The sequence below is a fragment of the Chryseobacterium sp. MMO-72 genome (assembly GCF_037146035.1).
GTDB lineage: Bacteria > Bacteroidota > Bacteroidia > Flavobacteriales > Weeksellaceae > Chryseobacterium > Chryseobacterium indicum.
Window position 1 is genome coordinate 1 of sequence record NZ_JBBCWG010000007.1, and the last position, 20,954, is coordinate 20,954.

19 protein-coding genes are annotated in these 20,954 nt (G+C 36.2%); 9 read left to right on the forward strand and 10 right to left on the reverse strand.

The genetic code is table 11. From position 1 onward, the window contains the following. Window positions 1-149: 149 nt before the first annotated feature. The 5 genes from WFH39_RS11160 to gyrB form a co-directional block, all read right to left on the reverse strand. Window positions 150-1,001, reverse strand: coding sequence for a diacylglycerol/lipid kinase family protein (locus WFH39_RS11160; RefSeq protein ID WP_336689955.1), 852 nt, complete (start codon window positions 999-1,001; stop codon window positions 150-152). A gap of 43 nt (window positions 1,002-1,044) precedes the next feature. Continuing rightward, entirely contained in the window at window positions 1,045-1,866 is an 822-nt protein-coding gene (locus WFH39_RS11165; protein WP_336689956.1) for an RsiV family protein, read from the reverse strand. A 78-nt stretch (window positions 1,867-1,944) separates the two neighbouring features. Then, the gene (locus tag WFH39_RS11170; protein ID WP_336689957.1) at window positions 1,945-3,879 is read right to left on the reverse strand and encodes a transglutaminase-like domain-containing protein; all 1,935 of its coding nucleotides are present in this window, start codon (window positions 3,877-3,879) and stop codon (window positions 1,945-1,947) included. A 1-nt stretch (window position 3,880) separates the two neighbouring features. Beyond that, window positions 3,881-5,773: a DUF3857 domain-containing protein gene (locus WFH39_RS11175; protein ID WP_336689958.1), complete on the reverse strand. Its 1,893-nt coding sequence runs from the start codon at window positions 5,771-5,773 to the stop codon at window positions 3,881-3,883. Between the two features lie 135 nt (window positions 5,774-5,908). After that, the gene (gyrB, locus tag WFH39_RS11180) at window positions 5,909-7,843 is read right to left on the reverse strand and encodes a DNA topoisomerase (ATP-hydrolyzing) subunit B (protein WP_087710974.1); all 1,935 of its coding nucleotides are present in this window, start codon (window positions 7,841-7,843) and stop codon (window positions 5,909-5,911) included. A gap of 232 nt (window positions 7,844-8,075) precedes the next feature. Here gyrB and WFH39_RS11185 point away from each other — a divergent pair, with 232 nt between their 5' ends. Both WFH39_RS11185 and WFH39_RS11190 read left to right on the forward strand, forming a co-directional pair. Then, window positions 8,076-9,419: a cytochrome ubiquinol oxidase subunit I gene (locus tag WFH39_RS11185; RefSeq protein ID WP_336689959.1), complete on the forward strand. Its 1,344-nt coding sequence runs from the start codon at window positions 8,076-8,078 to the stop codon at window positions 9,417-9,419. Continuing rightward, entirely contained in the window at window positions 9,416-10,420 is a 1,005-nt protein-coding gene (locus WFH39_RS11190) for a cytochrome d ubiquinol oxidase subunit II (RefSeq protein ID WP_214589226.1), read from the forward strand. Before WFH39_RS11185 ends, WFH39_RS11190 begins: the two co-directional genes overlap by 4 nt. Before the next feature lie 54 nt (window positions 10,421-10,474). Here the strand turns inward: WFH39_RS11190 and WFH39_RS11195 are convergent, their stop codons facing one another. The 5 genes from WFH39_RS11195 to WFH39_RS11215 all read right to left on the reverse strand — a co-directional run bounded on the left by WFH39_RS11195 (window position 10,475) and on the right by WFH39_RS11215 (window position 14,909). Continuing rightward, the gene (locus tag WFH39_RS11195; RefSeq protein ID WP_336689960.1) at window positions 10,475-11,293 is read right to left on the reverse strand and encodes an OmpA family protein; all 819 of its coding nucleotides are present in this window, start codon (window positions 11,291-11,293) and stop codon (window positions 10,475-10,477) included. 113 nt (window positions 11,294-11,406) lie between these two features. Then, a complete protein-coding gene (gene lysS, locus WFH39_RS11200) occupies window positions 11,407-13,104 on the reverse strand; it encodes a lysine--tRNA ligase (protein WP_336689961.1) in 1,698 nt (565 codons plus the stop codon). 276 nt (window positions 13,105-13,380) lie between these two features. Further along, window positions 13,381-14,310: a 23S rRNA (adenine(1618)-N(6))-methyltransferase RlmF gene (gene rlmF, locus WFH39_RS11205; RefSeq protein WP_336689962.1), complete on the reverse strand. Its 930-nt coding sequence runs from the start codon at window positions 14,308-14,310 to the stop codon at window positions 13,381-13,383. 3 nt (window positions 14,311-14,313) lie between these two features. Then, complete coding sequence (locus WFH39_RS11210; RefSeq protein WP_235131204.1) at window positions 14,314-14,688, reverse strand: c-type cytochrome; 375 nt, start codon at window positions 14,686-14,688, stop codon at window positions 14,314-14,316. After that, the gene (locus WFH39_RS11215; protein ID WP_076393272.1) at window positions 14,688-14,909 is read right to left on the reverse strand and encodes a hypothetical protein; all 222 of its coding nucleotides are present in this window, start codon (window positions 14,907-14,909) and stop codon (window positions 14,688-14,690) included. The genes WFH39_RS11210 and WFH39_RS11215 overlap by 1 nt, the downstream gene beginning before the upstream one ends. Window positions 14,910-15,289: 380 nt before the next feature. On the opposite strand from WFH39_RS11215, the gene WFH39_RS11220 reads away from it, so the two are divergent. The 7 genes from WFH39_RS11220 (at window position 15,290) to WFH39_RS11250 (ending at window position 20,909) form a co-directional block, all read left to right on the forward strand. Beyond that, the gene (locus WFH39_RS11220; protein ID WP_336689963.1) at window positions 15,290-16,714 is read left to right on the forward strand and encodes an anthranilate synthase component I family protein; all 1,425 of its coding nucleotides are present in this window, start codon (window positions 15,290-15,292) and stop codon (window positions 16,712-16,714) included. Between the two features lie 156 nt (window positions 16,715-16,870). Beyond that, entirely contained in the window at window positions 16,871-17,482 is a 612-nt protein-coding gene (locus WFH39_RS11225) for an anthranilate synthase component II (RefSeq protein ID WP_336689964.1), read from the forward strand. Between the two features lie 3 nt (window positions 17,483-17,485). Beyond that, the gene (locus WFH39_RS11230) at window positions 17,486-17,962 is read left to right on the forward strand and encodes a hypothetical protein (RefSeq protein WP_336689965.1); all 477 of its coding nucleotides are present in this window, start codon (window positions 17,486-17,488) and stop codon (window positions 17,960-17,962) included. A gap of 40 nt (window positions 17,963-18,002) precedes the next feature. Further along, window positions 18,003-18,989 carry an anthranilate phosphoribosyltransferase gene (gene trpD / locus WFH39_RS11235; RefSeq protein ID WP_336690073.1) on the forward strand — a complete coding sequence of 329 codons (987 nt, stop codon included), beginning with the start codon at window positions 18,003-18,005 and terminating at the stop codon, window positions 18,987-18,989. 79 nt (window positions 18,990-19,068) lie between these two features. Further along, entirely contained in the window at window positions 19,069-19,380 is a 312-nt protein-coding gene (locus WFH39_RS11240) for a GIY-YIG nuclease family protein (protein ID WP_256039125.1), read from the forward strand. Window positions 19,381-19,445: 65 nt separating this feature from the next. Next, window positions 19,446-20,225: an indole-3-glycerol phosphate synthase TrpC gene (trpC, locus tag WFH39_RS11245; RefSeq protein WP_336690074.1), complete on the forward strand. Its 780-nt coding sequence runs from the start codon at window positions 19,446-19,448 to the stop codon at window positions 20,223-20,225. 9 nt (window positions 20,226-20,234) lie between these two features. Next, entirely contained in the window at window positions 20,235-20,909 is a 675-nt protein-coding gene (locus WFH39_RS11250; RefSeq protein WP_336689966.1) for a phosphoribosylanthranilate isomerase, read from the forward strand. The last annotated feature ends 45 nt before the right edge of the window (window positions 20,910-20,954 follow it).

The following is a 20,954-nucleotide window of genomic DNA, read 5'->3' on the forward strand; positions in this document are numbered from 1 at the left end:
CCCGCTTCGCCTCCCCCTGCCCTCCCCTTTTCTGCCCCCGCGGCCCCCCCCCCCCCCCCCCCCCCCCCCAAAAAAACGAAAAAGCGAGTAGCGAAAGCGCGAAACAGCTCCTAAAATAGAAAACAATCTATTTTTAGAAGAATACTGTTTTAGATTAAAATCCTTAAGCTCGAAGGCTGAACTTTTACACGAACCGGAGATTTTATTTTGTTGAATTCTCCGTCGAGATGCCAGTTTTTGGTATTTACTTTAAACTCTATTTCGGAAACCGGAAGATACGTAATGTAGTCGTCCTGTTTCAGTTTTTTGGTAAACATTCGGAAGGCAAAAAGCATGGAATAGAAGAAAGGAAATTTTTTAACAAGAACCATATCCACCAAACCGTCACTTTTACTTGCATGAGGCGCAATATAAGCATTGTTACCAAACTGCCGGGTGTTGGCAATGTTTATCATTAAATATTTTCCGTTGTACTGCTTGTATTTTTCGTCAAAAAACTTCAGTTTGATCGGCTTATAGCTGAAAAAAGTTTTTATGGAAACTTTGATGTAATTTGTAAATCCTCTTGTCGTTTTTTCAAATTCTTTTACGACTTTACCGTCAAATCCGGTTCCGGAAACATTGATGGAAAGTCTTTCATTTACAGTAAACGTATCAATCTTTCTGGAATTTCTGGTTTTGATCTTTTCCAGCAATTCGTCCAGATTTTTGCTGAACTGGGTTTCGTTGGAAAATCCGTTTCCTGAACCTGCCGGAAAAATCGCAAGAATTTTTTCTGTATCGATGAGGTTTCTGGCTACGGTAGAAATGGTTCCGTCGCCTCCTATGGCTACAAAAATATCAACGTCATTAAAATGATCCTGAATAAACTGATCGGTTCCAGGAATGGATTCGGAGATGTAATACAAAGGATCTTTCACCTTTGCTTTCAGTTCGTTGAGAAACGGCTGATAATTTTTTTTTGCCGAAAAAGGATTGATGATGAAAGCGACTTTTTCCATTAGTGCAAAAATAAAAAATGCTCCCGATCTGGAAGCATTATTATTATTTAATTTTCATTCTTTTTATAAATTCGGGAGTAAAAGTTCCTTTAAGTTCTGACCATGAAATCGGGATGGTGATGTCTCCTGCTGCAAAAGCTGTAATTTCGTACGGACTGTAATGGAAATATAGGTTTTTGTCATCAAAATAGAAGTTCTCTGTTGCCGGAATTTTATCTACCAGAAGCATGTCAGAATTATTAACTTCTCCTTTCTCGTCAGTGGTGCCGCTGTTGGTTCTGTTGATGTTTTTCATTAAAAGGGCTTCCAGTTTTTCTTTTGGCATGGAAGTGATGTCTTTTAATTCTAATTTTTTATTGTTTTGAAGATCAAAAACTCTTTCCGAATAACCGTAGTTATCGTGCGCTCCGCCTTCATATGAAGCCCAAAAATATTCGGTCTGCAGATAATCGTTCGTATTAGATTTTACTTTCATTCCGGTATCCGAATACCATTCCTGAGAAAACGAGATGTCTGAAATCCACTCTTTAGAATCTTTTCTGAGTCTGTTGAAATAGATATTTTTGCTTTTCTGCAGGTAATTCTGTAATCCTTCTCTGGAAAAATCTCCAATATTCTTTTCTGTAAAATAAATACTGTCTAATAAGGCTTTATCCTTAATCGTCGGGAACAATAATTTGGTGGACGAATATTTAATGGTTAAAGAATCGCTTAATTTAGTCGAATCGCTAATTTTCACGGAATCTACGGTAAACTTTTCAGGTGCTGCAGTTTCTGTTTCATTCAAATTATTGTTTTCTGCCTTTTTACAGGCTGAAAAAATAAAGAAAGCAGAAAGTGCTAAAACAGCAATCGTATTTTTCATAATTCTGATTTCCTTCTGCAATGCAAAAACCATTCAAAAGATGAATGGTTTAAGATTATTTCGAAAAAAAAATTTTAATTACTGCTTCTTTACAAGACTGATGACCTGATTTTCCTGTTTGGAAGCCACTCCCCAAATCTGTTTAAAGGCTGGGTAATATTCTTTCTCATAAGTGGGGCTCTTAACTTTGGTGGTAGAAATTACCTCAATTTTATTTCCTTTTTGTTCAGCAATATAACTGTATTCGATTTCTTTGTCGTCCGTTACAATTTTTTTGTTTTTCGGCATCTCTTCAATCAGATATCCTTCCGGAATTTCCAAAACCACTTTTTTAATTCTGGTGAATGGCGAAGAGAAATCGATAAGGTATTTTCTTTCCTCGGTCTGATCGAATTCGTTTGAGTTTTTATTTAAAAACAACATCGGATTGATAATCATTTTCTTTCCGATCCTGTCTATCAAATTCTCGGAAGAAAATTTCATGGTGCTTTCAAAATCCCCGTTCTCAAGTACTTTAGAATCGATATTGGTGAAATCTATAGAAAAATTATCTTTATACTGTTTTTTGTACTTATCTGCATTGTCGTCGTAGTTTTCTTTCGCAAAAATGGCATAGGTTCCGGTATCTTTATCAGAATAGGTTCCGGAAATACTTCCGTCTGCATTAATTTTTGCCTCTGCGGTAAGATAAGTGAAACTTGTTTTTGCATTGATCATTGATAACTGCTGAACTTTGTCTTTATTCATCAAAATTCCGAACTGATTCCAGTCTCTTGGTGGCAACTGATCGATTGAAGACTGCTTTGAAGTGGCATCATACAAATGAAAACCATCTTTTGTCTGAACGGCAGCAATTACAAAATTCATATTGGAAACATTAGGTGAAGCGATATTGATAAGACCGTTGCTCACTGTAGAAATGGTAAGCGGATCTGCTTTAATCCCAGCTTCGCGAAGCATCATGACCAGAAAAAGGTTGATTTCTGCCGCGTTTCCTGTCTTTGTTTCGAGCATTTTCTTGATTCCGTCTTCTACATAAAGTCCTCTGTCTTTATTCCATGTAAAGGTATTTTTAACATAATTGAATATTGCATTTGCTTTTTCAATCTCATCTGATATTCCCGAAACATTTGCCGGCATATTGTCTTTTGCCAGTCTTGTTTTCTTTAATTCGCTTCCGAAGTCTTCACTCTCATACAATCTGTCTTTGATCTGTTCCCAGGATGAAGAATACAATTTAAGTTCCTTAAAATTTGTTGAATGAAGCTCTGCACCTATCTTTGTTCTGTAATTTCTGTCATTGTTTACAAACTTCTCGGTTTTAAATCCTTTTACGTTTTCAAATCCGAAGCGGTATGTTCTGTAATTCATTCCGTACATCAATCTTTCTTCCACTTCTCTGTATTTTGGTGTTAAAAAACCCGTGTAATTTAAGTTATAAGAAATATTTGATGGACTGTCTAAAACATATTCCGTATATAAAGAAGGGGTGTCTGTTTCAATCGTAATTTCCGGAACTACGTAAAGAAACGGAGAAGTAACCTCATACTGATATTCTATGATGGAGCCGTTTTTTACATTCGGAAATGCAAATTTTGTAATGGAGACATATTTGCTTTCCTTACTCTTAAATTTCGAACTTTTATCTACTTTTGTTGCCACAGAAGTACCATTTTCCAGGTTGTACGTAAAAGCTTTAACCTTTGAAATGGTTTCCTGATTGCTGCCACTCTGATATAACGGAATTTCAAGGTTCAGCCAGTCTTCCGCCTTGTCTTTATCATAAATTTTAACTCTGTAAAATGCTTTTTTCACCAGATCTCCTGTATTATTGTCAATACTGAAATGCAGAGATTTGAATAAAATTTCGGCAGGTGCATTTTCGTCCAAAGCAGATTTCTGTTTTGTAAGATCTGCATCATTAAATTTAGGATAATTAAGAAATTCATGCTTTTGTGCCTCAATAAATATCAAATTCATTGAGCAGAAAGCCACTAGAAATATTTTTTTCATGTTAAATTTTAGAAATTAAAATTTTTGAGTTGTCGATGTTAATGGTTTTTTTTCGGAAATTAACGTAATCGTTATATTTTTCTTTAGGATAAAGTCCTTTATTAATTCTGATAATTCGGCTTACTTTCAGTTCTTCACCATTTTTTACAAAGCTTAATTTGTAGGTTCCAAATTCTGAGTTTAGTGTAACATTATCAGGAAGTTCCTCGATTTTATAATTCTTAGGAAGGGTAAAGCTTATTTCATATTCATCCTGAAAAGATTGTCTTAATTCGAAAGGCAGTTCCCTGTTTTCGTCTGTTTTGTAGACATTGTTTGAATAAATAGGCACCGCTCTGAAAATCATACTGCTTCCGGCGTTTTTAGAATAATTATTCGCTTTAAAATCAAGATCAAATTTTGCAACAGCATTGTCTTTATCGTTCAGAAAGTTTTTCATTTCAATCTTTTCAAAATGAAGTACATCCAGAAGATTTTTTACAGCTTCACTCCTCTCTTTGGGAGACATGGTTGCCAAAACGAGATTATTATCATACTGGATTCCTGTGTAAGCGAAATTTCCTTCGCCGGAAATACTGTTATCCTCGTTAAGCTGTACTTTCAAAAGCTGTTTTTCTTTGCTTTGGTCTGCCGCATAAACTGGAGTATCAATTAATTCAATTCCGTTTTTTCTGATGGAAAGCACATTTCTTTCTGTGGTTCCATAACTTAGATGATTAAAAGCTATTTGCTGAGATGTATTTTCCAGCCAGATATTTCCTTTTTCAGCAGGAACCATCAGAATAACATGGTTTCCTCCCATTTTGGGAAAATCTTTATCAAACGAAACCGGAGAGGAACCGGAATTGATCACCGAATAATAAGACGGAATTCCGGCTTCATCCAGTAAAGTTTTCATGTAATTCGTTAATCCTTTGCAGTCACCATATCCTTTTTTCTGAACTTCATCCGGAAACATGGGCTGCCAACCGCCGATTCCCAAGGCTACAAAAATATACCTTGTCTTGCTCTGCATATACTGATACAGTTTTTTTACCTTTTCTTCGGTTGTTCCCTGTAAATTTAATGCTGCGACTTCCGCTTTAATTGCAGGCGTTGATAAAGAAACCGGCTGTAAAATGCTGTTGTAATACCAAGATCCGAACTCACTCCAGTTGTTTATACTCCCCTGTTTTCCTTCAAGATTGAATTTCGTTAATGCAAAACTTACTTTTGGCAAAATTTTTATCGGCTGGGGAAGCAAAAAAACATCATCAATAGCCGGAACATTTTTATAAGAGTATATTTTTTCTCCCGCATTATCGCTTTCTGTAACTGAAGCATAGTTATAAGCCGAAGGATACGTTTTTGTTTTAAGTTCAATACCGGATTTATTGATGATCTTCATCTGAGCTTCTTCCAGTGAGATATTGGTTGATCTGAAAGGAATAAAATCCGGCAGGAAAACTGTATTTTCATCGCCAATCTGATAAGAGAATTCAACGGTGTAAGGATATTGAGTCGGAGTATATGACATAGCCATCACTCGGTTATCCGAATAGAAAGTTCCCTGATTGTTATTGGCAAAATCTCCAAAATCCGACTTGGAAAATGACTTTATTTTCTTTCCGGATTCATCGTAAATATTTACCTTGATGTCTGAAATACTGTTGCCTTTTTCATAAGGGATATAGATCTGTGCATCGGAGTCTCCATCTTTGTTCAAAACTGTAGTAACCGTATAATACTGATATCTTATATCATCAATTTTATTGATCTGAATGGTTGTAAGATCTTTCCTGATCACCGCATCTGCGTTTTTCTTCAGATTTTCAGGAATTGCAGAAACCGGAAAGTTTTGTGAGTAGTAAAAAGAAGCCATCGAAAGTGCTCCAATACAAAGTATTTTCATCATGGTTATTTAAATTTAGCAAAAATAATGAAATCTTATAACTGACAAAATTATTTTTTATTGTATTGAATAGTTAATATTGAAAAGAAAAAAGACTCCATTGCTGAAGTCTTTTATAATCGTATTTTTTGAATTCAATTATGCATCAATTTTCGCATATTTAGCATTCTTCTCTATAAATTCTCTTCTTGGCGGAACCTCGTCTCCCATCAACATAGAAAATACACTGTCTGCTTCTACTGCATTGTCGATGGTTACCTGTTTCAGGATTCTGTGTTCAGGATTCAGAGTCGTTTCCCAAAGCTGTTCAGGATTCATCTCTCCAAGACCTTTATAACGCTGAACCTCAACCCCTTTTCCATCCGGAGACATTTCTAAAGTAAATTCTTCACGCTCTTTTTCGTTATAAGCATATACTTTTTTGTTTCCTTTTTTCAATAAATACAAAGGTGGCTGAGCAATATAAATATAGCCGTTCTCAATCAGTTCCTTCATGTATCTGAAGAAGAATGTTAAGATTAAGGTTGAGATGTGAGAACCATCGATATCGGCATCGGTCATGATTACGATTTTATGATATCTTAATTTTGCCATATTCAACGCTTTGCTGTCTTCTTCCGTACCTACGGAAACTCCTAAAGCGGTATAAATATTTTTAATCTCTTCATTATCATATACTTTATGAAGCATTGATTTCTCAACGTTCAGAATTTTACCTCTTAACGGAAGAATTGCCTGAAAGAATCGGTCACGTCCCTGTTTTGCCGTTCCGCCTGCGGAATCTCCCTCAACCAAGAAAATTTCTGATTCTGCCGGATCTTTTGAAGAACAGTCGGATAGTTTTCCCGGAAGTCCGGAACCTCCCATCGGAGATTTTCTCTGAACCATTTCACGGGCTTTTTTCGCAGCCTGTCTTGCTTTTGCAGCCAACACGACCTTCTGAACGATAATTTTTGCTTCGTTAGGATTTTCTTCTAAAAAGTTAGTCAGCATTTCCCCAACAATTTTATCAACAGCTCCCGAAACTTCAGAGTTTCCTAATTTTGTTTTGGTCTGTCCTTCAAACTGAGGTTCCATTACTTTTACAGAAACTACAGCCGTAAGCCCTTCACGGAAATCGTCTCCTGTAATTTCTACTTTTTCTTTCTGAGGAATTCCTAAATCATCCGCATATTTCTTTAAGGTTCTCGTTAAAGCACGTCTGAAACCTGCTAAGTGAGTTCCTCCTTCGTGAGTGTTGATATTATTAACGTAGGAGTGAAGATTTTCGTTAAATGAAGTGTTATAACGCATTGCCACTTCCACAGGAATATCGTCTCTTTCTCCTTCCATGAAAATTACGTTTTCCATGATCGATTCACGATTTCCGTCGATAAAAGCAACGAATTCCTTTAAACCACCTTCAGAATGGAAAACTTCTGATCTGAAAGAACCGTCTTCCAGTTTTTCTCTTTCGTCAGTAAGGGTAATGGTAATTCCTTTATTTAAATAAGAAAGTTCTCTTAAACGACTTGCTAATGTATCATAATTATACACCAGTTCTGTAAAGATAGAATCATCCGGCTGGAAGAACTGTTTGGTTCCTCTCTGATCGCTGTGCCCGATTTCCTCAACGCCCGTCTGAGCTTTACCTCTTGAATATATCTGCTGATAAACGTTTCCGTCTCTGTAAACTGTGGTTACCATCTCGTTGGAAAGTGCGTTCACACACGAAACCCCAACTCCGTGAAGACCTCCGGAAACTTTATAAGAATCTTTATCAAACTTACCACCTGCACCAATTTTTGTCATTACCACCTCAAGAGCAGATTTTTGTTCTTTTTCGTGGAAATCCACAGGAATACCTCTACCGTTATCGCTAACCTCGATTCCGTTTCCTTCTTTAATGCTGACAAAGATCGTGTCGCAGTACCCTGCTAAAGCTTCGTCGATAGAGTTATCTACTACTTCATAAACCAAATGATGGAGACCTCTTACTCCCACATCACCAATGTACATTGAAGGACGCATACGCACGTGTTCCATTCCTTCCAATGCCTGAATACTACTAGCTGTATATTGTTTCTGACTCATATAAATATTAAAAAATCCTGCTAAATGCAAAGACTCACAAATATCGTGATTTTTTTCGAGGTATGAAAGTTAAAATATGTCAAAAAAGTATTGATTTTTCCACAGAAACACAAGATTCTTTTCTTTTAAAAAACATCAAAGTTAAAGCCTATTTCTCGAACAAATACTGTTGTAAATCATAGTGACGGTCTATAATTTATGCGTAAATTTATTTACTCAAAATGAATGGTTTATGGATGACTTTCTTGCAGCTCGTGCACAGATGGCAATGTCACTCGGCTTTCACATTATTTTCTCTTGTGTAGGTATGGTAATGCCTTTCCTTATGGCTTTTGCGCACTGGAAATACTTAAAAACAAAAAATGAAGTTTATAAAGGTCTCACCAAAGCATGGAGTAAGGGTGTAGCAATTCTTTTTGCGACCGGAGCCGTTTCCGGAACGATGCTTTCTTTTGAACTGGGACTGCTATGGCCTGAATTTATGAAACACGCAGGACCGATCTTCGGAATGCCTTTTTCACTGGAAGGAACCGCGTTCTTTATTGAAGCCATCGCAATCGGATTTTTTCTGTACGGATGGGACAGATTTAATAAATGGTTTCATTGGTTCTGTGGATTTTTGGTAGGTTTAAGCGGATTAGCATCAGGAATTTTAGTGGTCGCCGCAAACGCGTGGATGAATTCTCCAGCCGGATTTGATTATGTGAACGGACAATATTTAAATATAGATCCTATTAAAGCCATGTTTAATGAAGCGTGGTTTCCTCAGGCGTTACACATGACGGTTGCAGCGTTTTGTGCGACTGGATTTGCCGTCGCCGGAGTTCATGCTTTTTTAATTCTAAAGAAAAAAAATGTTGAATTTCATACCAAAGCCTTCAGAATTGCAGCGGGATTTGCTCTGATCGGAGCATTCGGAGCTCCCTTAAGTGGTGATGTTGCCGCAAAATCCGTTGCAGAAAGACAGCCGATAAAATTAGCTGCCATGGAAGCCCATTTTGAAACCGAGAAAGGAGCTTCATTTGTGATTGGCGGAATTCCGGATGAGAAAAAAGAAGAGATAAAATATGCCGTAAGAATTCCGAAAGTTCTTAGTTTTTTAGTGGCTAATGATTTTAATGCTGAAGTAAAAGGACTGAAAGATTTCCCAAAAGAGGAATGGCCTCCGGTCGCGGTTGTGCATTACGCTTTTCAGATCATGATCTTCTTCGGAGTTGTAATGATTATCATTGGAAGCGTTTTTCTGTATGCTACGTTCTTCAGAAAAGAATGGCTTTCCAAAAACTGGCTTCTGAAAACATTTTTATACGCGACCCCTTTCGGATATATTGCTCTGGAAGCGGGATGGACAGTAACTGAAGTAGGAAGACAGCCGTGGATTATTTATGGAATTATGAAAACGGCAGAGGCGGTAACTCCGATGCCGGGAATTCAGTATTCATTTTACTTTTTTACCGCAATTTTTGTCTCATTATCTTTCGTTATTATTTTCCTTTTGACACGACAGATTAAAATGGTTCCTAAATTATATGATCCTACCGATCCACAGTTTAATTCTAAAAATAAAAAGTCATGATTTATATTGTTATAGGATTTCTCTGGCTATCCATCTGTCTGTATGTAATTTTAGGCGGAGCCGATTTCGGGGCGGGCATTGTGGAAATGTTCACCAGAAAGAAGAACAGACCCAAAACACAGACTTTGATGTACACTTCTATTGCTCCGGTTTGGGAAGCCAATCATATGTGGCTGATTATTGCGATCGTTATTCTTTTTGTCGGCTTTCCTGAGATTTACACCACACTTTCCACCTATCTTCATATTCCTTTGGTTTTAATGCTGGTAGGAATTATTGCGCGCGGAACAGCTTTTACATTCCGGCATTATGATGCAGTAGAAGACAGTTGGCAACGCATTTACACACAGATTTTTTACTTTGCGAGTTTACTCACTCCTTTTTTTCTGGGATTAACGGCTGCAGCTACAATCTCTCATTCCATTAATCCGGATGCGACTAACTTTTTAGATTTATATATTTTCAGCTGGCTGAACTGGTTTGGTGTAGCAGTTGGTTTATTTACAGTTTCCATCTGCGCTTATCTGGCTTCCGTTTTTGCATTGAGAGAAACATCCGACCGTTTTGAACTGGGCATGATGATCAGAAAATCCAAACAGACCATGATCTTTGTTGTTGTCGCAGGACTTCTGGTTTTCATCACGGCTTATTTTTCTGATATTCCTTTACTGATGTGGGTTTTCTCAAAACCTTTAGGAATTATGGCTACGGTTTTTGCCACGATTTGCCTGTTCCTGATTCTGAGAGCAATGAATCGCCGTAAACTTTTACCTGTAAGAGCTTTAGCCGGATTTCAGGTGATTATGATTCTGGTTGCCGCAACTTATCAGCATAATCCGAATATTATTTTGTTTGGAAACGGGCAACATCTTTCGTTATTAGAACACGTTGCAGCACCAAAGACCATTTCCGCTTTGGGATGGGCTTTAATGCTGGGATCGTTATTCATCCTTCCTTTTCTATTTTATCTGATGGCTTCGTTCAGTAAACAGAGAAGATAATTTTATATGTATAAAAGGTTTCGGCGCAGCAAAGCTGCGCCGAAACCTTATCATCTATTTTTTAAGCAAAACAATCTCTACCCTTCTGTTCTTCATAAAATCCTCTTCCTTTCTTTCGGGATAAACAACAGGATTGAGATGTCCCATTCCGGTTGCTTTGATGCGCGTGGAAGCAATTCCCTGTTTTTCCAGAAATTCTTTGATGGCATTGGCTCTTGTCCAAGATAGGTTAAATGTTTTCAAATCTAAATCTTCACCATCGAAATTGTCATAATCACAGCAGATATGTCCCTGCAATTCTACTTCAACTGTAGGATTATTTTTTAGAATTTCTGCTAACTGTATCAATACACTATTTCCTTTTGGCAGCCATACGTGGCGACCTCCGATAAAATTAACATTTGGTAAAGAAAAAGTTTCTCCGATTTTCATTTCCGAAACTTTTTTGCTGAAGAAACTCTCAAAAGCCTTTCCTGAATGTATTTCTCCGGTAATCATCACCCGATCAATAAATACATCTACCCTTCTGTTTTTACCACGCAGTTCTTCGGTACTGTTGTCATTAATCGGTTTTTCTTTTCCCAATCCTACTACACTTTCCAGCTTGATATTGTTTCCGATTTTTGACTGTATATATCGATTAACCGCATTTGCGCGATCTTCAGACAGCTTTTTATTGTATTCCGAAGTTCCGGAAATATCACAATTTCCAAAAATTCTGAATTTCAGATTATATCTAAGTTGCGCCAGACTGTCAAGTTTTCTCTGCGATTCTTTCGTCAGTTTAGAACTGTTGTATTCAAAATAAACCGAACTAAGCATCTGAGCTTTCGTGTTGACGAACAGAAAAATAAGGACGATCAGAATTCTCATCTCATTTAGTTTTTATGAATAACGTAAATTATGCAAAAATAGTTTTTGTGCTTTATAAAAAATTCCGGCGGAAGCTTTGCTTCCGCCGGAACTAAATTATATGATATAAAATCTTAAACCAGTTTCATCAAAAGAACCTCATCAATCTTCTCTACTTTCACGAGGTTATTTTTCGTTAACGTTTTAGAGGCTTTGTCCCATTTCTTTCCTGAAAGTTGAGATTGCTCTTTCACTTCTGCCAAAGCAATCTGTTCTCCTGATTTTAAAATTTCAAGAATTACTTTTTCATCTTCACCCAGTTCAATTTGAGGAACCGCTTTTTCAGGTCTCATCTGAGGGAAGAATAAAACTTCCTGAATAGATGCGTTATTCGTCAGGAACATAATCAATCTGTCCATTCCGATTCCTAACCCTGAAGTTGGCGGCATTCCGTATTCCAGAGCTCTTAAGAAATCTTCATCAATAAACTTTCCTGCCTCATCATCTCCTTTTTCGGATAATTTTAACTGATCTTCAAAACGCTCTCTCTGATCAATCGGATCATTAAGCTCAGAATATGCGTTAGCGATTTCTTTTCCGCAAACCATCAGTTCAAAACGCTCGGTTAAGCCTTCTTTACTTCTGTGCTTTTTCGTAAGCGGTGACATTTCGATCGGATAATCTGTAATGAAAGTTGGCTGAATAAAGTTTCCTTCACATTTTTCGCCAAAAATTTCATCAATTAATTTTCCTTTCCCCATCGTTTCATTCACTTCGATTCCGATAGACTTCGCAAAATCGAATAATTCCTGCTCTGTTTTTCCGGTAATATCGAATCCTGTAAATTTAAGAATCGCATCCGTCATGGAAATTCTTTGGTAAGGCGCTTTAAAATCCACTTCATATTCTCCGAAAGTAGCTTTTGTTGTTCCGTTTACCTGAATAGCACAGAACTCTAATAACTTCTCCGTGAAATCCATCATCCAGTTGTAGTCTTTATACGCTACATAAATTTCCATTGCCGTAAATTCAGGATTGTGCGTTCTGTCCATCCCTTCATTTCTGAAGTTTTTAGAGAATTCATACACCCCGTCAAAACCACCCACGATCAATCTTTTCAGATACAGTTCGTTGGCAATTCTTAAATATAAAGGAATATCTAAAGCATTATGATGCGTAATAAAAGGTCTCGCCGCAGCTCCTCCCGGAATCGACTGTAAAATAGGAGTTTCTACTTCGAAATATCCTGCATCGTTGAAGAATGTTCTCATTGCATTGAACAGTTTTGTTCTTTTTACGAAAACTTCTTTCACCTGAGGATTTACCGTTAAATCTACATAACGCTGTCTGTATCTTAGTTCCGGATCATTGAAAGCATCATGAACAACACCGTTTTCATCCGTTTTTGCCTGCGGAAGAGGTCTTAAAGATTTCGTTAACAGCGTAAAATTTTTAACCAAAACAGTCTTCTCTCCTACCTGTGTTGTAAACAGCTCTCCTTCTACTCCAATAATATCTCCGATATCCAAAAGGTGCTTGTACACTTCATTGTATAGAGTTTTATCTTCTCCCGTACAGATCTCATCCCTGTTGAAGTACACCTGAATTCTTCCTGTAGAATCCTGCAATTCAGCAAAAGAAGCTTTCCCCTGAATTCTTCGCGACATCAGTCTTCCCGCGATCTTTACCTGTTTACTTTCTGCGAAATCCTGTTTTATAGATTCTGTAGTATCTGTAATGATGTATTCATCCGCCGGGAATGCATTAATCCCCATTTCAACAAGCTTATTCAGCTTTTCTCTTCTAATGATTTCTTGTTCTGATAATTGCATTTCTTATTTTTCTAAAAGCGTACAAATTTAGTGATTATTTATAAAATTCTGCTTTAAAGTTGAAGCAAATATTTTACGCTCCAATACATTACTGCATACAGTATATATTAATTAAACTGCTAAATGATAAGATAGCTTCAAACCGAAACTAAGGTTATCTGTTAAAAACAACAGATGTGATATTTTTGCATGAACATAATGCTAAAGCGCAGATAACGTACAGGAAATGTGTATAGAAAAACAATTAATTAAAAAGCTTTACAGATATACGGGAAATTATATTTTTGACTTCAAAAACCAGTCTTTATGCTTATTAAGATCAACAAAAGTCCAAGCCAATATCCGGCTGATTTTCTGTCCCTGAGACATTTCGATAATTCTGTGATCTGCTGCTTTTATGTTCTTTATAAGGGATGTTAATTTACTGAGGTTCTCTTTTTTGGAAACAAGGCAGGTAAACCATAAAACCTGAGATGAGTACAGAGCACTTTCGTGAATCATATTTGTGATGAAAGCCAGTTCTCCGCCTTCACACCATAATTCCGACTGTTGTCCTCCAAAGTTCAGTATTGGTTTTTTAACCGTAGATTTTTTGAGATTTTTTGTCTTTCTGAAATTCCCTTTCATGGCAGATTCTTCAGAATCATGAAAAGGCGGATTGCACATCGAAAATACAAAACGATCTTCTTTATCAATAATATTTTTGAAAATACGTTCAGGTTCCGCCTGTTTTTTCAGATGTATGAAAGGGAGTAAATCCGGATTCTGACTTAAAATATATTCCGCGTTTTTCAGGGAAATGTCGTTAATATCAGTTCCAAGCATTTTCCACCCGTAAGAACGATGGGCAATTAAAGGATAGACAAGATTTGCTCCTGTCCCGATATCCAGTCCTTTAACATCAGAATTCTGAGGATCTTTTTCACCGATTAAATCGGCAATATAATGAATATAATCTGCTCTTCCGGGAATCGGCGGACAAAGATTACCATCGGGAATATCCCAATCCTGAACCTTATAAAAGTGTAACAACAACGCTTTGTTCAGCAATTTTACAGCCTTAGGAAGACTGAAATTAATTGTTACACTTTGATAAGCGTTCACAAAAACATAATGTTTTAGTTCCGGTACACAGGAAATCAGTTGTTCGAAATCATAAGGATCACGATGCAGATTTCTTGGGTGTAAAGCAGACTTTTCAGTCATCAATTATTTTTTCAGACTTAAAATATACTGTACCATTTTTTTGGCATCTTCTTTCGATACCTGTGGATGTGGAGACATCGGAACGCCTCCCCAAACTCCGCTTCCGCCTTCTATAATCTTGGAAGCCAACATTTCTGCATCTTTTTCAGAATACTTATCTGCTATTTCCTGATAAGAAGGTCCTATCATTCTTTCATTCACCGCATGACATCCGGAACAGTCCAGTGTTTCAATAATTTTGTCGCCGGAAAGATTACTTTTCGCCGGTTCATTCATTGTTGTGGCTTCGGGAGAAGCCGCGTCAACAGGTGTATTTTCTTTTTTGGAACAGGAAAACATCAGCATTGCCAGACATCCTGTCAAAAACAGATTTTTCATTATTTTTTTGTAAGAGTATCTGCTTTAGCTTCAGCTGCAGGAAGAGATTCTGCGGCATTTACTTTTGCTGCTTCAGTTTTTTTGGCAGTAGAATCCACCACCGTTGGAGCATCCGGCTCTGGCAACATCGTGTTGCTGTCCTGTAAGTCATGATTTGGCTTTTTAGAGCAGCTAGCTGCCAATAAACCACCGATAAACGCGATTGCTAATACTTTTTTCATTATTTTTCCTATAAAAATTTAGACAAAAATATAAAAAATAAACTTTCAAGCTTATGATAAACCTCCATTTTTAAAGATATTTCATTAATTTTTTTCCGATAAAAGATTTTTCTGATTAATGAAAGCCATCAGTTTTCAGATTAAGTTTTTTTTAATTTCATAATTTTTTTGTTTTCATATTAAAAAAATTATATACATTTGTACTATGGTTAACAACAAAAATATGTGGTGGTGGCATTCAAACTCTTCGTCGGGTCTGATGTTATTGTCATGTTGTTAATGCTAAACAACCAACAGAAATAATTTATAACAAATAATAAAGACTTTGACGTAATCGTTGAAGTCTTTTTTTGTTTCATCCATTTTAAAATTCAACTGCAATGTTCAGTAAAAAGATAAAAATAAAAACCGTTTCCAAAAAAACACTCGGAGATCTTCAGACTCCGATGAATATCTATCTGCAGATTCGCGACAAATTCAGGGACACCATTCTTCTGGAAAGTTCAGATTCTAAAAATCTGGATAACAACTTCTCTTTCATTGCCATCAATGCGATTGCAGGAATTGAAATTAAAAATTTAAATGATTTTGAAATAAAACTTCCGGGACAGGAACCTGTAAAACAATTTATCATTGAAAATAAAATTGAAGATGTTTTTCAGAATTTCTCAGATCTTTTCGAATGCGAAAAAACGGCAGATCCTATAGAACAGACGGCACAAAGCCTTTTCGGATATACCAGTTTCGAGGCGGTTCAGTTTTTTGAAAATATTCAGTTCAAAGCACAGAGTCCCGAAGTTGAAATCCCGATTCTTCGGTACCGATTATATCAATATGTTATTGCCATCAATCATTACAATGATGAAATGCATATTATTGAAAACCAGATGGAAGGTGTAAAATCTGAATTTTACCTGCTGGAAAGCTTAATCAAGAATCTGAATTCCGTGATTTATCCTTTCGAAAAAGAAGGAGCAGAAACTTCTAATATTACGGATGAAGAATATATCGAACTCGTAAAAACAGCCCAGAAACACTGCATGAGAGGCGATGTTTTTCAATTGGTTTTAAGCAGAAGATTTCAGCAGAAATTTAAAGGAGATGAATTCAATGTGTACCGTGCATTAAGAAACATCAATCCTTCCCCTTATTTATTTTTCTTCGATTATGGCAATTATAAACTCTTCGGTTCAAGCCCTGAAAGCCAGTTAATCATCAAAAACAACAAAGCCGTTATTCATCCGATTGCCGGAACATTCAAACGAACAGGACATTTTGAAACTGATCTCCAATCTATCGAAAATTTAAAAAACGATGAAAAAGAAAATGCAGAACACACGATGCTTGTTGATCTTGCAAGGAATGATCTTGGAAAACTCGGAAAAAACGTAACGGTAACCAAATTAAAGGAAATACAGCTTTTCTCTCACGTTATCCACATGGTAAGCGAAGTGACAGCGGATCTGCAGGAAAATGTAAATCCTTTCGAAATGGTCGCAACAACTTTTCCGCAGGGAACTTTAAGCGGAGCCCCAAAACACAGAGCGTTGCAGTTAATTAACCAGTATGAAAAAGATTCCAGAGGTTATTATGGCGGTTGCATCGGAATGATTGGACTGAACGGAGACTGCAATCAGGCAATTATGATCCGTACTTTTTTAAGCAAAAACAATACGCTGTATTATCAGGCAGGAGCCGGACTTGTAGCAAAATCCAACCCCGAAAGTGAGCTTCAGGAAGTAAACAATAAACTTAATGCCCTGAAAAAAGCAGTCGAAAAAGCGGAGAAATTAGTGAATAGTTGATTGAGTCTAGTTGACAGAATTTAGATGTCTGGACTGAATCCAGAAACTATAAAATTTAATTTATGATGCAATTAAAAATTGTCTAAAAGAAGAAGTTTTAATCCTTTGCAAAAAATTGCTAACCGGATTTATTAATTATTACAGAAAAAAATAAAAATGAATAATACAGAACCATCAACAAACAACCAGAAGCCACCAGCTAAAGTTCTCGTCTTCGATAACTACGACAGCTTTACCTACAATCTGGTTCAGATTATCGAAAGAGTTTTGGATACCAGAGTGGATGTGGTAAAGAATGACCAGATCAGTCTGGAAGAAATCGATCAGTACGATAAAATAGTACTTTCACCCGGTCCCGGAATTCCGGAAGAAGCCGGAATTTTACTGGATCTGATCAAAGAATATGCTCCTACAAAAAGCATTTTAGGCGTATGTCTCGGTCAGCAGGCAATTGCAGAAGCTTTTGGAGGAAGTTTAACCAATCTTTCCGAAATTTTTCATGGAGTGGCAACTTCCGCAGATTTCGTAAAAGAAGATACCAAAATTTTTAAAAATCTATCCAGCGGAATTGAAGTCGGAAGATACCACAGTTGGGTTGTTAACCGCGAAGATTTACCGGAAGAACTGGAAATTACCGCAGTAGACAAAGATGGAATGATTATGGCGTTACAGCACAAAAAATATGATGTTCACGGCGTACAGTTTCATCCGGAAAGCATTCTTACTCCGCAGGGAGAAATTATTATTAGAAATTTTTTAAATAATTAAAAAATGACAAAAACTGCATTTGAAAAATTATTACAGCAGAATGAAATTTATTTAAAAAATAACTGTACAAAAAGTTTCGATGACCAAGTCTTAAATATATATGCCTACATTTTACAAAATGAAAACAGAGACAGTGATTGGTGGATTGAAGATCATGGGACTAACGATATTATGAGGATAATTCAAAAATCTGATGAAGATATTTTTGACAGAGTAAAAAAAGATATTCCCAATTGGAGTGGTGAACAAATAGAATTATTTGCCAGAACACTATTATCTAACGATTTCAAGGATTATAAAGTTAATGAAAGAATCGAGTTTTATCTGAATTTATTTGAAATGCAAAGAACAGATTTGGATTTATATGATGTTTTTTACAATAAGTTTATAAACCTAAAACTCGCTAAAGAAGAACTTTTAAGAAAACTTGCAGAAAAATTAAAATTTAAATCACTCGACGAACTTTTAAATTCGGCTTGACATGAATACGATACAAAAATCAACCATAAAACCTCCACAAATGAAAGAGATCCTGCAATACCTTTTTAATCATCATACCTTGTCCAAATCTGAGGCAAAGGCGATTATGATTGAGATTGCCCAGAATAAATTCAATGCAACTGAAGTTACGGCTTTTATAAGTGTTTTCCTGATGCGAAATATCACGCTTAAAGAGCTCGAAGGCTTTCGTGAAGCCCTTCTGCAAATGGCAGTTCCCGTAAACATAGATTCCGGAGAAGCCATTGATATTGTAGGAACGGGCGGTGACGGAAAAAACACCATCAATATCTCAACTTTAGCAAGTTTTGTAGTTGCAGGAGCGGGACAGAAAGTAACGAAACACGGAAATTACGGAGCTTCTACCATCACCGGATCTTCCAATGTACTGGAAGAGCTAGGCTACGAATTCAAAAACAGTTCGGAAAAACTTCAGGAAGATCTTGAAAAAGCCAACATCTGTTTTTTACATGCCCCCTATTTTCATCCGGCACTGCAATCGGTTGGTGCGCTGCGAAGAGCTTTAGGTCTCAGAACTTTTTTCAACCTTCTCGGTCCGCTTGTGAATCCTGCAAAACCTCAGTTTTCCATGATTGGCGTTTACAATCTGGAAATTGCCAGAATTTACCAGTATCTTTTGCAGAAGGACAACCGTGATTTTATCCTTGTTCACGGGATGGACGGCTACGACGAGATCAGTCTTACCCACGACAGTAAAATTATTACCAAAAAAGGGGAAGAAGTGTATTCCACGGAAGATCTAGGTTTTGATTCTATCACGCATGAAAGCATAAAAGCAGGCGAAACGCCTCAGGAAACGGCAAAAATTTTCAGAAATATTCTTCAGGGAAAAGGAACGGAACAACAGAATGCTGTCGTATTGGCAAACGCAGCGGTTGCCCTTTATCACACCGATAAATTCGGAAGTTATGAAGATTGCCTTTTGATGGCGAAAGAAAGTTTACTTGGAGGAAAAGCATTAAGAAGTCTGCAACTTCTTTTGGAATAATATTTTTTCATTTCATTATCGGTCATTTGTCATTCAGAGCGAAACGCAGTGAAGCGAAGAATCTATAAAAACACAGAATATGCTGAAAACTTTAGGTACACATAACTATTATGTTTACCTCTTAACAAATTATAACAAGTCTGTTTTGTATGTAGGTGTAACGAATAATTTAAAAATCAGACTACATCAGCATAAAAATCCAAAGACGGAAGACAAAGTTCATTTTACCTCTAAGTACAAATGTTTTTACTTAGTTTATTATGAACATTTTCAGGATATTGAGCAGGCAATTTTAAGAGAAAAACAAATTAAGGGATATTCCAGAATGAAAAAAGATAAATTAATAGATGATTTTAATCCGGATTGGAATTTCTTAAATGAAACCATTTAAAGTTAGATTTCTCACTTCATTTCATTACGTTCGAAATGACAATGGATAGTAAATTAAAAAGAAAGATGAATATTTTAGATAAAATCATACAAAGAAAAAAAGAAGAGGTTTCCTTCTCAAAATCGAATACTTCAGTCTCAGCATTGAAGGAATCTGAATTTTTCGGAAGAGAAAATTTTTCGCTGAAAGAAAGCTTAAAAAAGAGAAGCGGAATCATTGCCGAATTCAAAAGACAATCACCCTCCAAAGGAATTATTAATGATACAGTTTCACCTTTAGAAGTGGTTTCTGCATATGAAAAATTTGGAGCAAGCGGAATTTCTGTTTTAACGGATCGGGATTTTTTCGGAGGAAGTTCTGAGGATATTCTGAATGTAAGAAATTCTGTAAATATTCCGATTCTGCGAAAAGATTTCATGATCGATGAATATCAGTTTTATGAAGCCAAAAGCATCGGTGCAGATGTTATTTTATTGATTGCAGCCTGTCTTTCACCACAACTGGTTTCAGAATTTACAGAACTTTCTCATGAGTTGGGATTGGAAGTTTTACTGGAAATCCATACCGAAGAAGAGCTGAAACATATTCATAAAAACATTGATCTTGTGGGAATTAACAACAGAAATTTAAAAGATTTCAAAGTAGATCTGCAACATTCGGTTATTTTGAAAAATCAGCTTCCGAAAGAAATTCTGTCTGTTGCCGAAAGCGGAATTTACAACGAAAAAGATTTCAGATACTTAAAAAATGAAGGTTTCGACGGATTTCTGATGGGTGAATATTTTATGAAACATGAAGATCCCGGAAAAAAATTAGCTGAATTTATTTCGAATACAGGAATTTAAAAATCTGGTATGAATTTTACAGACAACAGTCTATTGACGAATAAAAATGCTCCGAAGCTAAAAGTTTGTGGATTAACCCAATCTGATCAGATTCAGAAGTTAATATCTTTACAGACAGACTTTCTTGGTTTTATCTTTTATGAAAAATCGCTCAGGTATGTTTTGAAACATTTGAATCCGGAACAGATTTCAGCAATTGAACATTCAGGGAAAGTCGGCGTTTTCGTAAATGAAAACTTAGAAAAAATAGTTGAAACAGCAGAAAAAGCAAAACTGAATTTCATACAGCTTCACGGCGATGAAGATGAAAATTTTATTACAGAATTAAGAAAAAAATTAAATCCTGAAATAAGAATCATCAAAGTGATCCGAATCGGAAACCAAAACTCTGATGAACTTCAGAAAACAATCAATCAATATCTGTCGACAAGCGATTATATTCTTTTCGACACCGATTCAAAATCATTTGGAGGAACAGGAAAGACCTTCGACTGGAATTTGTTAAACAATATTGAAATTCCCCTTCCCTATTTTTTAAGTGGCGGAATTTCAGAAGAAAATATAGAAAATATAAGTATTTTAAAACAAAAACCGTTTGCTCTGGACATCAATTCCAGGTTTGAAACAGAACCCGGAGTTAAAAACATCAGCCAAATAAAAATATTTAAAGAAAAACTGATCTGATTATAAATTAAAACACAAAATTTGTTTAAACTCATTTTAAAATTA

Coding starts and splice junctions, on each gene's coding strand:
- WFH39_RS11160 (WP_336689955.1), bottom strand. CDS start 1,001: ATGGAAAAAGTCGCTTTCATCATCAATCCTTTTTCGGCAAAAAAAAAT.
- WFH39_RS11220 (WP_336689963.1), top strand. CDS start 15,290: ATGTTCAGTAAAAAGATAAAAATAAAAACCGTTTCCAAAAAAACACTC.
- WFH39_RS11225 (WP_336689964.1), top strand. CDS start 16,871: ATGAATAATACAGAACCATCAACAAACAACCAGAAGCCACCAGCTAAA.
- lysS (WP_336689961.1), bottom strand. CDS start 13,104: ATGCAATTATCAGAACAAGAAATCATTAGAAGAGAAAAGCTGAATAAG.
- WFH39_RS11195 (WP_336689960.1), bottom strand. CDS start 11,293: ATGAGAATTCTGATCGTCCTTATTTTTCTGTTCGTCAACACGAAAGCT.
- gyrB (WP_087710974.1), bottom strand. CDS start 7,843: ATGAGTCAGAAACAATATACAGCTAGTAGTATTCAGGCATTGGAAGGA.
- WFH39_RS11230 (WP_336689965.1), top strand. CDS start 17,486: ATGACAAAAACTGCATTTGAAAAATTATTACAGCAGAATGAAATTTAT.
- WFH39_RS11170 (WP_336689957.1), bottom strand. CDS start 3,879: ATGAAAAAAATATTTCTAGTGGCTTTCTGCTCAATGAATTTGATATTT.
- WFH39_RS11210 (WP_235131204.1), bottom strand. CDS start 14,688: ATGAAAAATCTGTTTTTGACAGGATGTCTGGCAATGCTGATGTTTTCC.
- WFH39_RS11215 (WP_076393272.1), bottom strand. CDS start 14,909: ATGAAAAAAGTATTAGCAATCGCGTTTATCGGTGGTTTATTGGCAGCT.
- WFH39_RS11165 (WP_336689956.1), bottom strand. CDS start 1,866: ATGAAAAATACGATTGCTGTTTTAGCACTTTCTGCTTTCTTTATTTTT.
- rlmF (WP_336689962.1), bottom strand. CDS start 14,310: ATGACTGAAAAGTCTGCTTTACACCCAAGAAATCTGCATCGTGATCCT.
- WFH39_RS11175 (WP_336689958.1), bottom strand. CDS start 5,773: ATGATGAAAATACTTTGTATTGGAGCACTTTCGATGGCTTCTTTTTAC.
- WFH39_RS11250 (WP_336689966.1), top strand. CDS start 20,235: ATGAATTTTACAGACAACAGTCTATTGACGAATAAAAATGCTCCGAAG.
- trpC (WP_336690074.1), top strand. CDS start 19,446: ATGAATATTTTAGATAAAATCATACAAAGAAAAAAAGAAGAGGTTTCC.
- WFH39_RS11240 (WP_256039125.1), top strand. CDS start 19,069: ATGCTGAAAACTTTAGGTACACATAACTATTATGTTTACCTCTTAACA.
- WFH39_RS11185 (WP_336689959.1), top strand. CDS start 8,076: ATGGATGACTTTCTTGCAGCTCGTGCACAGATGGCAATGTCACTCGGC.
- trpD (WP_336690073.1), top strand. CDS start 18,003: ATGAAAGAGATCCTGCAATACCTTTTTAATCATCATACCTTGTCCAAA.
- WFH39_RS11190 (WP_214589226.1), top strand. CDS start 9,416: ATGATTTATATTGTTATAGGATTTCTCTGGCTATCCATCTGTCTGTAT.